Source organism: Sphingopyxis sp. LC363 (assembly GCF_000756385.1).
Classification (GTDB): domain Bacteria; phylum Pseudomonadota; class Alphaproteobacteria; order Sphingomonadales; family Sphingomonadaceae; genus Sphingopyxis.
On the sequence record NZ_JNFC01000018.1, the window covers coordinates 47,457 to 62,092 of the forward strand.

The following is a 14,636-nucleotide window of genomic DNA, read 5'->3' on the forward strand; positions in this document are numbered from 1 at the left end:
AGAGGAGTTCGAAGAATGACTTATGCTCGATTCAAGCTCAGTATTTACGCCGGTTGGGCAGCTACCACCGCAGCTCTCGCAGCTGCGATGGCGCAAGCATAATGACGTGAAGGAGACGCGTGTAATGTACCTGACGCTCCCATTTTTTGGAGAGGAGCTCGGGGCGCCCGCCCATAACTGGCTCAACATCATAACTGTCTAAAAATCGTGTTTATGTTGAGTTTATATAAGCACCGCCAGCAAGTTATAACATCGGTGGCTCCGCGAACCCGAGGCCACTGACGTTATAACTCTGTTGGCGTCGGGTTGCTGATTGTCGTTCACAAAGTCAAGAATGCCCATCAGCGACCCGTGCAGGGTGGCGTGAACCTCGCCGCGCTTGGCGCCGGGATGTAGAACGATCTTGCCGACGAGTGAGCGAATGTCGCTTGAAGCATCGAGCTGAGTTTCCAGGTCTTCCAGCGTTTCGGTGAGCCGCGCGACCTTGGCCTTGTAGATTTCAGCAATGCCCGGATGGATGTCGGGAATATGCTGCGGCGTGTCGGCTAGCCGTGCAGCGATCTCTTGCTTTTCGCGTTCGAGTTCAGCCATGCGGGCTTTCATGCTGGGCTGGTAGAGACCATCCTCAATCGCCGCCATGATCCCCGCGAGCGCCCGGTCGACCTTTGCCAGCGCACGGACGTCGGCATCGGCCTGAACTCGACGCTCGCGGTTCTCGCCATTGATATGCGCCACATAGGCAGCCACCGCTGCGTCGATCTTGTCCGCCGAAACAAGGCGATCCGCGATACCAGCCAGCGCGCGGCGTTCCAGCTCCGCACGCCGGATTGTGCGGCCGTTCGTGCATGAGTGGCTGCGATAGCGACCTACACAGCCGTAACGGTCTCCGACGACGAGGGCATAAGTTCCGCCGCAAACGCCGCATTCGAGCAAGCCGGAGAGCAGATAGGCTGGACGCCGCGCTTGATGCAGCGAACGGGCCTGTGCGGCTTGCTTGATGCCGACATATCGGTCGGCAACGATTTCCTGCTGACGCTTCGCCGCGGCCCATAGCTCGTCGCTGACGATGCGCAGTTCCGGCGCCGCATTCCGGATCCACTCGGATTCAGGATTGAGGCGCATGACTTCTTTGCCAGTGGTGGGGTCTTTCATGGTGTGTTTGTGGTTCCAAACCCGGACCCCGACATACAGCTCATTATTGAGTATACCGGTTCCCCGCCGCACATCGCCCCGAATGCTGGTGTCGCGCCAAGCCTTTCCGACAGGTCCGGCAACACCGTCGGCGTTGAGGTCGCGCGCGATCGCAAGCGGGCTCTTTCCGGTGTGGATCGGCGTGCAAAAAGGACCCCGTTAGCGGGGTGATCGGCGTCTAAAAGGGACCCCTCATTTCGATGGTTTAAGCAGCGGCCTGGATAATCAGGCGGCGAGATCGGGATGTTGGTTTTGGAGACAGTGGTTCGGATTCGGCGCGAGTATGCCGGCGGCAAGCCTTCGCGCGGCTCGACGACCGCGTGGCGGGGCTCGACGGGCGCATCGCGCTCATGGTCCGCGCCGTCGAGCATATGGCGGCCGAGCGGCTGAGCATCGAGATCCCCGACTACAGCCCGACATTGGAAAAGACGAACGCGTATCTCGCCGCCGTTCACAAGCGGTTGAAGGCGATCGAGGATGCGCCCGCGCTGGACATGACCCCGGAGAATATGGGGGCACGCATCGCTGCAGCGGCGCAGAAGGCCCGCGAGGCCGACCGGGCCAGCGTCCAGCAGGTCCAGCAGAGTCAGGTGGACGCTGTTCAGGCATTGCATCGGATCAGTAACCGTGGTGTGAAGGCCGCCTTGCGGGACGGCGTTCCGGGGTGCTGATAGCCGCTCTTTGCGAGGAGCGGTGATGAGCGAGGATATCGGAGCGGCGGGAGCGAGTGCTCTTGTGACTGGTCATATGAGTGATCGTATGAGCAGTCGGATCGCGGTCGTCGGTGGCCGCCGTCGCTGGTCGGTGGATCAGAAGCTGTCGATCCTGCGCGAGGCATTTGGCCCCGACGGCTCGGTCTCGGCGACATGCCAGCGGCACGCGGTCGGCAGCGGGCTGCTCTATACGTGGCGCCGACAGGCCCTGGCTGGCGATCTGACGGGAGCGAAGCGCACGCCGGCACCCTCGTTCGCCGAGGTGGAGGTGTCCGTTCCGGCCCCGGCGACGGCAGGCAGCGGCCAGATCGGGATCGAGCTGCCGTCAGGCGTGCGGCTCACCGTCGACGCGGCGGTCGATGCCGATGCGCTGGCACGGGTGATGTCCGTCCTTGCCCGATGATCCCGTTACCGCCGACGACACGGATATATCTGGCCTGCGGCGCCACCGATATGCGCAAGGGGTTCGACGGCCTCGCGGTGCTAGTGCAGCAGGTGCTGGAGAAGAGTCCGCACTCGGGCGCGCTGTTCGCGTTCCGCGGCAAGCGCGGCGATCTGGTCAAGCTGCTCTGGTATGATGGCCAGGGCCTGTGCCTCTTCTCGAAGCGCATGGACCGTGGCCGGTTCGTCTGGCCGATCACCAAGGCGGGCAAGGTCAGCCTCACCGCGGCGCAGCTTTCGATGCTGCTCGAAGGCATTGACTGGCGGCGTCCCGAACGCACCGCGGCGCCCTTGCTCGCAGGGTAAAAAGTGGCGGATTAGTGAGGGTTTTACTGGCATCGCGGAGCCACTTTTGCTAGATGTTCCGCGTGTCGGAACCAGCCTCTTCCAGCATCGACAAGGACGCCCGGATCGCCGAGCTCGAAGCCGCTTTGGCGGCGCGCGATACGCTGATCGACACCCTCCGCCACCAGCTCGCGCAGCTTCGCCGCATGACCTTCGGCCAGTCCTCGGAGAAGCTCGCGCTCCAGATCGAGCAGCTCGAGCTGGCCCTCGAAGAACTCGAAGGCGAGGCTGAGGTCGCCGACAGCCGAACGAGTGAGCGGGCACCCGCCGAACGGGTATCGCCGGTGCGCGCATTGCCCGATCATCTGCCGCGCGCGGAACGGCGGATCGAGCCCGAGGCCGGCAGCTGCACCTGTCCCGATTGCGGCGGCGCGCTGCGCCCGCTTGGCGACGACAGTGATGAGCAGCTCGATATTGCCCCGATCCAGTGGCGCGTCATCCGCACCGTGCGGCCCAAGTATAGCTGCCGCGCCTGTGAGAAGATCGTCCAGGCACCGGCGCCAGCGAAGGCGATAGCACGCGGTAAGGCGAGCTTTGCCACGCTCGCCCATGTCGTCGTGAACAAGTTCGATCATCATCTCCCGCTTTACCGCCAGGCAGAGATGATGGCAGCGCAGGGTATCGACATCGATCGCTCCACCCTCGCCGGCTGGGCGGGCCAGGCCGCGCATCTGCTCGACCCGATCGTCAGCCGCATCCGCGAAGAAGGGCTGAAGGCCGCCAAGCTGCACACTGACGACACGCCGGTGCCGATGCTCGTGCCCGGCAAGGGCCGCACCGCGCAGGCACGGCTCTGGGCCTATGTCGTCGATGATCGCGCATCGGGCGCCGCAACCCCGGCACTCGCCTGGTATCGGTTCACCCCTGATCGCAGCGGCATCCATCCGCAGAGCGAGCTCAGATCGTTCACCGGCCTTCTCCAGGCCGACGGCTATGCCGGATATGAGAAGCTCTATGAAGGCAACCGCATCCGCGAGGTCGCCTGCTGGGCACACTTTCGCCGCAAGATCTTCGAGTGCCACCAGACGAGCCCGACGCCGCTTACCACCGACCTGCTGACACGTATCGCCGGGCTCTACCGGATCGAAGAGGATGTGCGCGGCCAGCCGCCCGATATCCGGCGCCGACAACGACAGGAGCAAGCCAGGCCGCAGATCGATGCGCTTCGCGGCGCGATCGACGACGCCCTGCGTCGTCTGTCGCCCAAGTCGGCGATGACGAAGGCGCTTGCCTATGGCCGCAAGCGCTGGGACGCGCTGACCCGCTACATCGATGACGGCATCGCGGAGATCGACAACAATATCGCCGAGCGCGCGATCCGCGCCATCGCGATCGGCCGCAAGAACTGGCTGTTCGCCGGATCGAAGGCTGGCGGCGAACGCGCCGCTGCCACCTACTCGGTCATCGAGACAGCCAAGCTCAACGGCGTCGAGCCGCAGGCCTATATCGCCGATGTCATCGAGAAGATCGCATCGGGCTGGCCCGCCTCCCGCTGGGACGAGCTCATGCCGTGGAACTGGACAGCGCAAAGCGCACCCGTCAGCATGGCGGCATGACCGACCAGATCGCACGGATTCGCATCACGCTCGAAGACATGAAGCCCGCCATCTGGCGCCGTGTCGAACTTCCCGTCACCAACAGCCTCAAGACCCTGCACCTCGCGATCCAGGCCTGCATGCTCTTCGAGAACTACCATCTGTTCCGTTTCGACGTCGGCGATGCCGCCTATGGCATCCGCTTCGATGATGATGACGCTTTCATGGTCCGCACCCGCGATGCCGCCAATATGCGCATCGGCAAGCTCGTCGAGCGCGGCATCACCAGCTTCACCTACACCTATGATTTCGGGGACAACTGGCGACATCGTATCGAGATCGAAGAGATCACACCCGCCATCCCCGGCATCGATTACCCGCGCTTCGTCGATGGCGAACGACGAGCCCCGCCCGAAGATGTCGGCGGAACCCCGGGGTTTGAAGAGTTCCTCAATGCCATGGCCAAGCCGCGCCATCCCGAGCGCGCATCCATGGTGCAATGGTATGGCGGCGTCTTCGATCCCACCGATATCGGCGCCGACGAGATCAACGCACGCATGGCGAAGCTCGCCAAGCGACGAGCACAGGGAAGAGCCGCCTACGCCGACGCTAAATCCCGCGACAGCTAATCGATGGCGGTTTCCTGACCACGCTTACTCGGATCATCGGCAACGCCCACACGCGGGAGCAGCAGCGCGAGCACATATGGTCGGGCATCGGCGGCGGAGTTCTTGCCGGTTGCCTGCTCTGGGCGATCTTGCCCGGCGTGGTCGCGCGCATCATGCCGATTAGCTGGCACTGGCCCGAACGCATCGCCGCACGAACAGTGCGCGAGCCGACGCTGTGGGAGGCCGGAGCCCGGATCATGCGTGCCGGTCGCCCAGATGCATGGCAGGCCATCGTCGATGCCGCCGAGATGCGCCGCGACAACCGCGATGCCATCGACACCTGCGAGCAGCAGGCCGTCAAGGCTAAGCAACCGGTGCGATGCACAATCAGGATAGGGAATCGGCAGCTTTGACCGGAGCGAGCGGGGCAGCCCCCAGCGAAGCCGACCTAGCGCTACGGAGCAATATTAGAAGCGCGCGACCAGTCGGCTTTGCAACACGCTAACTGACGAGCTTGAGTCGCGACATGGGATCGTTGAGCGGGCGGAATTCACCGTCAGGCGGACGCTTCGCCTGCCCTAAAAACAGTCGCCAGCAGGCTGCGCCGCCGGGATATGGCATGCTATGGGCATGGCCATGCCTCCTTTAGCGCCCGTTCAGCGCCCGCCACCATATGAACGCTCAGGAAATAGCTATTCCGCTCCGCCCAGCGTACGTATGCCGCGCGCAGCGCCGCCCGGTCGTAGCGTGGAGCACCGCATTCTGCTTCTCGCGCACCAATCATCATGTCGAGCACGCCTTGCAGATAGGCGCCGCATCGCGGCTCATTCGCTTGGCAGCTTGCGAACAGTACCGAGCCTGTTGCTGAAGCGGGTTCTGTTTGACCGACCGCGCTACCTGGCAGGGCGGCCAAGACAGCGCAGAACAATATCAATCGTCTTGGCCTCATTTTCCTCTCCCGTCTCGTGACATTGCATTCGAGGTAAGTGGGCCGGCCCGCCGACAGCCGACCCACCGAGATTTTTCATCATTCGCGGCCGAGCACCTGGCCTTCAGGCGTGACGAACAGTTCGATCGTCTTGCCGTCACTGTTCTTGCCCTTGATTTCATAGAGCGTGCTTCCGTCCGCCTTTCGAGTGACTTGCTCCGCTTTGCTTATTGACGCGAGTTGCGCGCGTGCGGCCTTCATTGCGGCCTGAGGCACCTGATCGAGCGGGATATCTCTTTCGCTGTGCTCGCTGATGATCCGGTTCTCGTTCGCCTCGTGGCTTTGCGCGATCGCGACACCGGCAATCGCCAGCGCGGCCGCGCCGACGCCCGCGACGACAGTGAGAGTTCGTTTGCTAGCCATGTTCATTCCACTTCCTAGATGAGGGCCGTGGGTCGAGCGGGCGGCGGTTGCGGCCCAATGAGCCGTCGTCCGGTTTCAACTCCTCTGATTGTTCATCCTGTCGAGCGCCGCGCGCAGCCCACGGGCGAGTTTGGCTGCGTCGTCGTTGGCCCAGAAGTGCATGAAGAACAGCCGCGGCTCGTCGTTCAGCATGTGATTATGCAGCGCGGTGACTTCGATCCCGTTCGCTCGCAGCGCGCGCAGGACTGGATCGACCTCGCTTGCGACTAGTACGAAGTCGCCAGTGATCGCAGCTCGACCGTTCCCGGTCGGCTGAAAGTTGATCGCGGTCGCCGTGCCCATCGTCGGCGGAGTCTCCATGCCGCCGTCCATCAGCCGCTCGGCGCGCGGAAAGCTGTATTGGAGGACGCCGCCGGCGGTCTTGCCCTCACCGCCCATCAATCCGTTGAGCGCGGCCGTGTCGAGATCGAGCGGCGATGGGGTTGCGCTGGTCGAGGGCGATTGCGGCGAGGCTAGCGGGGTCCGACTGGCCGACAGCGCTTGCCGGAGCGCGGCCGCGAGCTTCACCGGGTCTCCGTGGCCGGCGATGTGCATGTACATGGTCGCGGGCGACGAGCGGAGCAGATGATTGTGGAGTGCGGTGATCGTGAAACCGCTTGCGAGCAGGCGGCTCATAACGGGGTTCACCTCGTCGTGCGTCAGCACGAGATCGCCCATCACCATCGCCTCGTCACCCATCGGCTGAAACGCTGCCCAGGAGCCGAGCGCGAGGGAGGGCTTGATCGTTACCCCATCCAGCGTGACGCTAAGGTCCGAACGTGGGAAGCTGTAGCGGTGAACTCCCCCCGCCTGTTCAGCGCCCGCTCTTCCTATCGCGCGGTCGACCGCCGACCAGTCCGGCGCTGCCCATGCGGGGCTTGCAAGCAGGAGGCCGGTGAGGGTCAAGGCGAGGGTCTTTTTCAGCATATTTGATCCTTCATCAGCGCACGTCATGCGAGCACGAAACAGGCGAGTCTCGACAGACCCAGCATCGCTCTCCGTTTCTGTCTTCGCGGTGAGCAGTCCTATGCTTATGGGGCTTGTGATGCAACCCTTTCAATCGTAGGGTGGGAAGATACAACTATGACAAACAAACGAACAACTCCTTGGTTGCTGCTGATTCCGCAGCTCCCGGCCAAACCCGCTTACTTGCGGGTAAAGGTGTGGCGGCGCTTGCAGGCGATCGGCGCCGCGCCGCTCAAGAACGCCGTCCATGCCCTCCCTAATCGCGAGGACACGCACACGCTGTTCGAGGAGTTGCATCGCGAGATCACCGACAACGGCGGCGAGGCGCTGATCCTAGAAGCGCGGCTTGCCGGCGGCATGGGCGATGCGGAGTTGCAAGGGGTGTTCGACGCCGCGCGTGATGCCGATTATGAGGAGTTGGCGCGCGAGGCGCGCGCTCTGAGTGATGGCGAGTACGTCGCCACGTCGGACGCAGGCCGCTTGCGCAAGCGCCTGAACGAGATCGCCGCGATCGACTTTTTCGGAGCGCACGGCCAGCAGGAGGCTGAGGCCGCCATTTCCGAGGCCGAACGCCGCTCCCATCAACATCCCGACGTGAGCGGCCCGGGTGCGCCCGATCTGACGCCGGTCGAGTTAAAGCGCCGCGTTTGGGTGACGCGCCGCCATGTCCACGTCGATCGCATCGCATCCGCCTGGCTCATTCGCCGCTTCATCGATCCCGAGGCGAGCTTCAAGTTCGTCGAGGGCAAGGGCTATGCGCCGGAGCCTGACGAACTGAGGTTCGACATGGCGGACGCTGAGTTCACCCACGAAGGCGACCGCTGCAGCTTCGAGACATTGCTGTTCCGCACCGGTCTTGAGACCGATCCAGCTCTTCGCGCGCTCGGCGAAATTGTTCACGACCTCGATATTGCCGATGCGCGGTTCGAGCGCCCGGAGACTCCGGGCGTGAGCGCACTTATCGCCGGCATCTGTGCCGGCACGGAGGACGACGAGGAGCGGATCGCGCGCGGATCGACCGCGCTCGACGGTTTCTATGCTCACTTCACCCGGCGAAAAGAGGATTAAAGATGGAGGCTAGCGCACGCGCTGAATTTGCAGTTGAGAGGCCGCACGAGCACGGCATCAGCTTTGGCGAGGCGGTGCGCGTCTGGATCAGGGTCGCGCTGCTCAGCTTCGGCGGACCGGCGGGCCAGATAGCGGTGATGCATCGCATCCTGGTCGAGGAGAAGCGCTGGATCGGCGAGGAGCGGTTCCTTCATGCGCTCAACTATTGCATGCTGCTGCCCGGCCCTGAAGCGCAACAGCTAGCAGTCTATATTGGCTGGTTGCTCCATAAGACCAAAGGCGGCTTGGTCGCGGGCGCGCTGTTCGTGCTGCCGGGCTTCCTTGCGATTCTCGGTCTCAGCTATGTCTATGTGCTGCTGGGCGAAGTGCCGCTGGTCGAGGGATTGTTCTTTGGCTTGAAGGCGGCCGTGCTGGCGGTGGTTCTGCAGGCGGTGGTTCGGGTGGGTTCGCGTGCCCTGAAGAACAACGTCATGCGCGGCCTTGCCGCGCTGGCGTTCGTCGCGATCTTCGTGCTCGACGTACCCTTCCCGCTGATCGTGCTTGCCGCCGCGCTGATTGGCTTCTTCGGTGGCCGCGCTGGTTACACCGCATTCAATGGCGGCGGCGGACATGGTCCCGCCGGTGCCGAGATAGTCCACGACCGCGACACCGCGCTTGGCGAGGGCCTTCCCGACCATGCGCGGCCGAACCTTTCATGGTCGCTGCGCATCTCCGGCGTTCTGCTGGTGCTCTGGCTGGCGCCGGTCGCAGCGCTAGTGATCGCATTCGGTGCGGACGACGTATTCAGCCGTATCGCCACCTTCTTCAGCCAGATGGCGGTGGTGACCTTCGGCGGCGCCTATGCTGTGCTAGCCTATGTCGCGCAGGAGGCGGTCGAGACCTATGGCTGGCTCCAGCCCGGCGAAATGCTTGACGGGCTCGGCATGGCCGAAACTACGCCGGGACCGCTAATCATGGTGACGCAGTTCGTCGGCTTTCTGGCAGCCTTCCGCGAGGCGACCGGGTTGCCTCCGCTTGTCGCCGCGACGCTGGGCGCGATCCTCACCACCTGGGTCACATTCTTGCCCTGCTTTCTATGGATCTTCGCCGGCGCGCCGTTCATCGAACGGTTGCGCGGCAACCGCGCATTGTCGGCCGCGCTTTCGGCGATCACTGCCGCAGTGGTCGGCGTGATTCTCAATCTGGCGGTCTGGTTTGGTATCCACACTCTGTTCGGCCGAGTCCGCGAAGTGCCGTTCGCAGCCGGCGCTATCGATCTCCCAGTCCTGACGTCCGTCAACTGGCCGGCGCTGGCGCTGGCCGTGGGTGCGATACTCGCCATGTTCCGGTTCAAGGCCGGCATGCTGCCGGTGCTCGGCGTCTGCTCGGTCCTCGGGGCCGCATATGTAATGACCATCTGAAGGAGTGACGTGTGACGATCGACCATCTTTCCCGACGCAGTGCAATCGCAACTCTTGGCATCGGAGCCGCCGCCATGACTATGAACGAAGCCTCCGCGCAGACGCCGACCGCAGCGCCGACGGCTGTCCCCGCCTTTGCCGGAAATCATCAGGTCAAGCCGCTCAGGTTCGATCCCGCCAGGCTCCACGGCCTCTCGGAACGGCTGATCACATCGCACCACGAGAACAATTATGCGGGCTCGGTCAAGGCACTGAATATGATTGAAAGCCGGCTTGCCGCCGCGCTCGCCGACCCCGATCTGCCGCCGGTGGTCTATGGCGGCCTCAAGCGCGAGGAGCTGCACCGCACCGGTTCGGTCGTGCTTCATGAAATATATTTCGACGGGCTTGGCGGCAACGGCCAGGCAGCCGGCTCGATCCGCGATGCGCTGGGCGCGGCGTTCGGCTCGTTCGACCGCTGGGAGGCCGACTTTCGCCGCACCGGTATGAGCCTTGCCGGCGGATCGGGCTGGTGCGTGCTCGTCTATAATCTCCACACCCGCTCGCTGCACAACCATTGGGCGTGGGATCATATGCACGGCGCGATCGCCGGCGTGCCGCTGCTGGCGCTCGATATGTACGAGCACAGCTTTCACATGGATTACGGCACCGCCGCCGCCAAATACGTCGACGCCTACTTTCGCAACATCGATTGGGAAGTGGTCGATCGCCGCTATGCCGCGGCTTTGCGCGGCGGCGGCTGACCCGTCCGACGAGGGGCAACACCCGCTTCTGCGCGTCCCCCTGAGTTGGCGACCACAAGGGGCTAGGTTCGATGGGGAGATGCAACAGTGACATCCGGCCCGAACATCGCTCTGCTTTGGCGCGGACAAGCAGCCGACTGGATGCATCGCTTTCATGAAGCCCGGCAGTGGCCGATCGTTCCGGCCTTGCGGTCGCTCGGCGCCACCGCAAGGCCTGTACTGTACAGGGACGAGGCGGTTCGCGAGATTCGTGACGAGTTGTTGTCGTTTGACGCGGTGCTGGTCTGGGTGAATCCGTTGGATAGCTCAGGCGACCGCTCGGTGCTCGATCCGATGCTGCGCGAAGTCGCGGCGTGCGGCGTTGTCGTCAGCGCGCATCCCGACGTGATCGCCAAAATCGGCGTCAAGGAAGTGCTCTACACAACGCGGTCCATGGAATGGGGCAGCGATGTCGATCGATACGTGGACGTTGAAGGCCTTCGCGCTTGTTTTCCCGAACATCTCGCCGCAGGTCCGCGCGTGCTAAAGCCGAACTACGGCAACGGCGGCAGGAATGTGTGGCGTATCCAACAGGCCGCAGCGGGAGACGCTCCGGCTTTGGAAATGTTGGTGGAAGTTCAAGAGGCCCGCGAAGGAAGCCAAACGGAGCGGATCAGCCTAGCTGGGTTCCTGGATCGGTGGGCGCCGTTTTTGAACGACGGCGGCGTGCTGATCGATCAAGCTTATCAGCCGCCATCGTCCGAGGGTATGGTCCGGTGCTATGTGTGCGGGCACCGTGTGGTGGGCTTTGGGCACAACCTGATCACTGCGCTGATGACGCCAACGTCCGTTGAGACAGCGTCGTCAAGCCTACAGCCGATGGAGCGCGTCATGTTCGGACCGGAGGTGACGCGCTTCGCAGCCTTGCGGAAAGCGATGGAAGATCGCTGGATTCCAGAGATGCAAGGTTTGCTGTCGATTGCCGACCACGATCTTCCGCTTCTTTGGGACGCCGACTTCCTGTTTCGTGCTCGTAAAGGCCCCAACGATAGTCCGTACGTGCTGTGCGAAATCAACGCCAGTTCGGTTGCACCATTTCCGCCAAGCGCTGTCCAGCCAGTTGCCGCAGCGGCGGTCGGTCGCGCTCTGGCTGGTCGTTTGCGAAAGGAAACCTCCAATCCGCATTGATATGATTCAAGCAATTCAAGAGACGTGACATTGGTCGTAAGCATAGTTGCCTATCGATCAGGCAAGCCCAAGGGTGAGCGAGGCTGGGTGGAACTTCGGAAACCAATCTGAGAACCAATGCTTTAAATGGCAATTTCTAAGGAATTATAACATAGGTGTTCCCGCGAAGGCCGGGATGACGGGTAAGATAATGGCCGGAGGCCACCTCATAGCCCACATCCATGCAATGGGTATCACGCCGCCTTCTTTGCCTTCGGCGCGGGCGTCTTGGGCTTGTAGCGGCAGAGGTCGGCAACCGGGCAGCGCCAGCATTCGGGGGTGCGCGCCTTGCAGATGTAGCGGCCGTGGAGGATCAGCCAGTGGTGCGCGCCGACGCGGAAGGGTTGCGGCGTTTCCTTATCGAGCTTCTTTTCGACCGCGAGCGGGGTTTTGCCGGGGGCGAGGCCGGTGCGGTTGCCGACGCGGAAGATATGCGTGTCGACCGCGAAGGTTTCGGCCCCGAAGGCGCAGTTCATCACGACATTGGCGGTCTTGCGCCCGACGCCGGGAAGCTCGACGAGCGCATCGCGGTCGGCGGGCACTTCACCGCCAAAATCGCGGACGAGGATTTCGCTGAGCGCGATGACATTCTTCGCCTTCGCGTTGAACAGCCCGATCGTCTTGATGTGCTGCTTGAGCCCGTCCTCGCCGAGATCGGCCATCTGCTGCGGCGTCTTCACCTCCTGAAACAGTTTCCGCGTCGCCTTGTTCACCCCGACGTCGGTCGCCTGCGCCGAGAGCACCACCGCGACGAGCAGCTGATAGATATTGCCATATTCGAGTTCGGTCTCGGGGCTGGGGTTGAGCTCGGCAAGACGGCGGTAGAATTCGAAGATATCGGCTTTTTTCATGCGGCACGGTCGCGAAGCGCGATCAGGAACGCGCGAAGAAAAGCCAGCTGCCAGAGCGACCATAGGGCGAGCCAAAAAAAGCTGAACGGCGCGGCACGCTGGAAATATTGCCACCCCTCGGCATCGGACATGGCGTAAAGCTGATAATCGCTGGCCAGAGCGAGCAGAAGCAGGGCAGCATAGACGCGAGGGTGCAACCGGGCAGGTGCGACCAGGGCCCAGATGCCCACGGGAAAAGCCACGAAACCGCCAAGGCTGAACCAGAAGGGCGTCACCCAGCCATGTCCAGCCCCCATCATCATGAACGCGATGAAAAGCGACAGGAGGGCCGCCGGCAAGCCCCAAAGCAGCGCGAATTTCAGGGGAGAAGCGGGGGCGCGGGCGCGAATCAAAGCCCCAGCACCTGCGGCATCGTGTAGCGCCCGGGCTTCTGGCGGATCAGCCACAGCGCCGCGCGCACCGCGCCGCGCGCGAAGATCATGCGGTTTTCGGCGCGGTGCGACAGCGTGATCATTTCCTCGGGCCCCGCGAAGATCACGTCATGGTCGCCCGCGACGGTGCCGCCGCGCAGGCTCGCGAAGCCGATCTTGCCATGCCCGCGCGCGCCGGTGAGGCCGTCGCGGCCGCGTTCGGAGCAGGTCGCAAGGTTGATCCCACGCCCCTCCGCCGCCGCCTGCCCCAACAGCAGCGCGGTGCCGCTCGGCGCGTCGACCTTGTTCCGGTGGTGCATCTCGACGATCTCGATATCATATTCGGGGTCGAGCCGCGCCGCCGCCTCGCGCACCAGATGCGCGAGCAGGGTGACGCCGAGCGAGGTGTTGCCGGTCTGGAGCACCGCGATGTCCCTGGCCGCATCGTCGATCAGATAATGGTGGCGTTCCTCGAGCCCCGTCGTTCCGACGACGATGGGCTTCTTTGCCGCGACGCAGGCGTCGAGCGTCGCTTCAAGCGCGGCGGGCGAGGAGAAATCGACGAGAACGTCCGCCCCCGCCGCGAGCTTTGCGACATTGCCCCCCCTGTCGACGCCGCAGCTGCGCTGTCCCGCTTCGGAGATCGCGGCGGCGAGCGCGACGCCCATCCGCCCTTCGCTGCCGATAATGCCGATGCTGGTCATGTTGCGTCCCCTATCCTTCCAGACCTCCCTTAGCCCTTCGCATCGAGCGAAGTCGAGATGCGCTTCTCTCATCGTCATTCCGGCGAAGGCCGGAATCTCGCCGGTGCGTATGGCTGAGACGGAGAGATCCCGGCCTTCGCCGGGATGACGGGGCGCGTTGAAGCGGGCGGGGCGAGCGGATAGGAGGAAGGCATGAGCCCTATCCAGAATATCGTCATCCTGACCGGCGCGGGCGTGTCCGCCGAAAGCGGCATCGACACGTTTCGCGACGCCGGCGGATTGTGGGAACAGCACCGCGTCGAGGATGTCGCGACCCCCGAGGCCTTTGAGCGCGATCCCGACCTGGTGCTGCGATTCTACGACATGCGGCGCGAGGCGATCCAGACCAAGGAGCCCAATGCGGCGCACCGGGCGCTGGCGCGGCTCGATGCCGAATGGCCGGGCGAGTTCCTGATCGTCACGCAGAATGTCGACGATCTGCACGAGCGCGCGGGGGCGAAACGGCTGCTCCACATGCACGGCGAGCATCTGAACGCCTGGTGCACCGGATGCGATGTGCGCAGCCCGTGGACGGGGCCGCTGCTGGACCGCCCGGGATGCCCCGCGTGCGGCGCCGCGGGGAGCCTGCGCCCCGACATCGTCTGGTTCGGCGAGATGCCGTACCGGATGGAGGAGATTTATCACGCGCTCAACCGCGCCGACCTGTTCGTGTCGATCGGCACCTCGGGCGCGGTCTATCCCGCCGCGGGTTTCGTGCGCGAAGCAAGGGCGGCGGGGGCGCGGACGCTCGAGCTCAATATGGAGCCGAGCCAGGGGAGCCACTGGTTCGACGAGGCGCGCCACGGGCCGGCGACGGCGCTGGTGCCGGCGTGGGTGGAGGCGATGCTGGGTGGGTGAAGGCGCTCGGTACGATATGGCGGCGGCGGGTTTCGACCGGTTGCGGACGTACAGATCCTCCCCATCGCGAAGCGCTGGGGAGGGGGATCGGCGCGAAGCGCTGACGGAGGGGCTATGGCGCACCGTCGCGGCCCCTCCACCACCGCCTGCGGCGGCGGTCCCCCTCCC

Annotated in this window: 18 protein-coding genes; 11 read left to right on the plus strand and 7 right to left on the minus strand. The window is 63.9% G+C overall.

Annotated elements, in window-relative coordinates; genetic code table 11:
• Positions 1-222 precede the first annotated feature (222 nt).
• Positions 223-1,329, minus strand: coding sequence for a recombinase family protein (locus FG95_RS08395; protein WP_081933069.1), 1,107 nt, complete (start codon positions 1,327-1,329; stop codon positions 223-225).
• A gap of 182 nt (positions 1,330-1,511) precedes the next feature.
• On the opposite strand from FG95_RS08395, the gene FG95_RS08400 reads away from it, so the two are divergent.
• Genes FG95_RS08400 through FG95_RS08425 form a run of 6 tightly spaced genes read left to right on the plus strand, consistent with a single transcriptional unit; the run spans position 1,512 to position 5,246 of the window.
• Positions 1,512-1,862, plus strand: a complete 351-nt coding sequence (locus FG95_RS08400) for a hypothetical protein (protein ID WP_052182211.1) — start codon at positions 1,512-1,514, stop codon at positions 1,860-1,862.
• Positions 1,863-1,887: 25 nt separating this feature from the next.
• A complete protein-coding gene (gene tnpA, locus FG95_RS08405; protein ID WP_037555256.1) occupies positions 1,888-2,307 on the plus strand; it encodes an IS66-like element accessory protein TnpA in 420 nt (139 codons plus the stop codon).
• Positions 2,304-2,651, plus strand: coding sequence for an IS66 family insertion sequence element accessory protein TnpB (tnpB, locus tag FG95_RS08410; protein WP_006963110.1), 348 nt, complete (start codon positions 2,304-2,306; stop codon positions 2,649-2,651). Before tnpA ends, tnpB begins: the two co-directional genes overlap by 4 nt.
• Before the next feature lie 53 nt (positions 2,652-2,704).
• Complete coding sequence (gene tnpC / locus FG95_RS08415) at positions 2,705-4,246, plus strand: IS66 family transposase (RefSeq protein ID WP_037555258.1); 1,542 nt, start codon at positions 2,705-2,707, stop codon at positions 4,244-4,246.
• On the plus strand, positions 4,243-4,854 hold the full coding sequence (locus FG95_RS08420) for a plasmid pRiA4b ORF-3 family protein (protein WP_037555259.1): 612 nt from the start codon (positions 4,243-4,245) through the stop codon (positions 4,852-4,854). The genes tnpC and FG95_RS08420 overlap by 4 nt, the downstream gene beginning before the upstream one ends.
• A gap of 35 nt (positions 4,855-4,889) precedes the next feature.
• Positions 4,890-5,246, plus strand: coding sequence for a DUF6118 family protein (locus tag FG95_RS08425; RefSeq protein WP_268746859.1), 357 nt, complete (start codon positions 4,890-4,892; stop codon positions 5,244-5,246).
• A 209-nt stretch (positions 5,247-5,455) separates the two neighbouring features.
• Here the strand turns inward: FG95_RS08425 and FG95_RS21340 are convergent, their stop codons facing one another.
• The 3 genes from FG95_RS21340 to FG95_RS08435 all read right to left on the minus strand — a co-directional run bounded on the left by FG95_RS21340 (position 5,456) and on the right by FG95_RS08435 (position 7,150).
• Positions 5,456-5,782, minus strand: coding sequence for a Rap1a/Tai family immunity protein (locus FG95_RS21340; protein ID WP_373289591.1), 327 nt, complete (start codon positions 5,780-5,782; stop codon positions 5,456-5,458).
• A 78-nt stretch (positions 5,783-5,860) separates the two neighbouring features.
• Positions 5,861-6,190, minus strand: a complete 330-nt coding sequence (locus FG95_RS08430) for a PepSY domain-containing protein (RefSeq protein WP_235211502.1) — start codon at positions 6,188-6,190, stop codon at positions 5,861-5,863.
• A 69-nt stretch (positions 6,191-6,259) separates the two neighbouring features.
• A complete protein-coding gene (locus FG95_RS08435; RefSeq protein ID WP_037555260.1) occupies positions 6,260-7,150 on the minus strand; it encodes a DUF1259 domain-containing protein in 891 nt (296 codons plus the stop codon).
• 183 nt (positions 7,151-7,333) lie between these two features.
• On the opposite strand from FG95_RS08435, the gene FG95_RS08440 reads away from it, so the two are divergent.
• From FG95_RS08440 to FG95_RS08455, 4 genes are all read left to right on the plus strand, one after another.
• Positions 7,334-8,257: a chromate resistance protein ChrB domain-containing protein gene (locus tag FG95_RS08440; protein ID WP_037555261.1), complete on the plus strand. Its 924-nt coding sequence runs from the start codon at positions 7,334-7,336 to the stop codon at positions 8,255-8,257.
• Between the two features lie 2 nt (positions 8,258-8,259).
• Positions 8,260-9,657, plus strand: coding sequence for a chromate efflux transporter (chrA, locus tag FG95_RS08445; RefSeq protein ID WP_037555262.1), 1,398 nt, complete (start codon positions 8,260-8,262; stop codon positions 9,655-9,657).
• A gap of 74 nt (positions 9,658-9,731) precedes the next feature.
• Complete coding sequence (locus tag FG95_RS08450; RefSeq protein ID WP_188682256.1) at positions 9,732-10,400, plus strand: superoxide dismutase; 669 nt, start codon at positions 9,732-9,734, stop codon at positions 10,398-10,400.
• Positions 10,401-10,487: 87 nt separating this feature from the next.
• Positions 10,488-11,567: a Cj0069 family protein gene (locus FG95_RS08455; RefSeq protein WP_144035768.1), complete on the plus strand. Its 1,080-nt coding sequence runs from the start codon at positions 10,488-10,490 to the stop codon at positions 11,565-11,567.
• Positions 11,568-11,800: 233 nt separating this feature from the next.
• Here FG95_RS08455 and nth read toward each other — a convergent pair whose 3' ends face one another.
• Genes nth through dapB form a run of 3 tightly spaced genes read right to left on the minus strand, consistent with a single transcriptional unit; the run spans position 11,801 to position 13,571 of the window.
• Positions 11,801-12,457 carry an endonuclease III gene (gene nth, locus FG95_RS08460; protein WP_037555265.1) on the minus strand — a complete coding sequence of 219 codons (657 nt, stop codon included), beginning with the start codon at positions 12,455-12,457 and terminating at the stop codon, positions 11,801-11,803.
• Positions 12,454-12,903, minus strand: coding sequence for a hypothetical protein (locus FG95_RS08465; RefSeq protein ID WP_152567607.1), 450 nt, complete (start codon positions 12,901-12,903; stop codon positions 12,454-12,456). The genes nth and FG95_RS08465 overlap by 4 nt, the downstream gene beginning before the upstream one ends.
• Positions 12,846-13,571, minus strand: coding sequence for a 4-hydroxy-tetrahydrodipicolinate reductase (gene dapB, locus FG95_RS08470; protein ID WP_037555268.1), 726 nt, complete (start codon positions 13,569-13,571; stop codon positions 12,846-12,848). Before dapB ends, FG95_RS08465 begins: the two co-directional genes overlap by 58 nt.
• 192 nt (positions 13,572-13,763) lie before the next feature.
• Here dapB and FG95_RS08475 point away from each other — a divergent pair, with 192 nt between their 5' ends.
• Positions 13,764-14,468 (plus strand): NAD-dependent deacylase, encoded by a 705-nt coding sequence (locus FG95_RS08475; RefSeq protein WP_037555269.1) that lies wholly within the window; start codon positions 13,764-13,766, stop codon positions 14,466-14,468.
• The last annotated feature ends 168 nt before the right edge of the window (positions 14,469-14,636 follow it).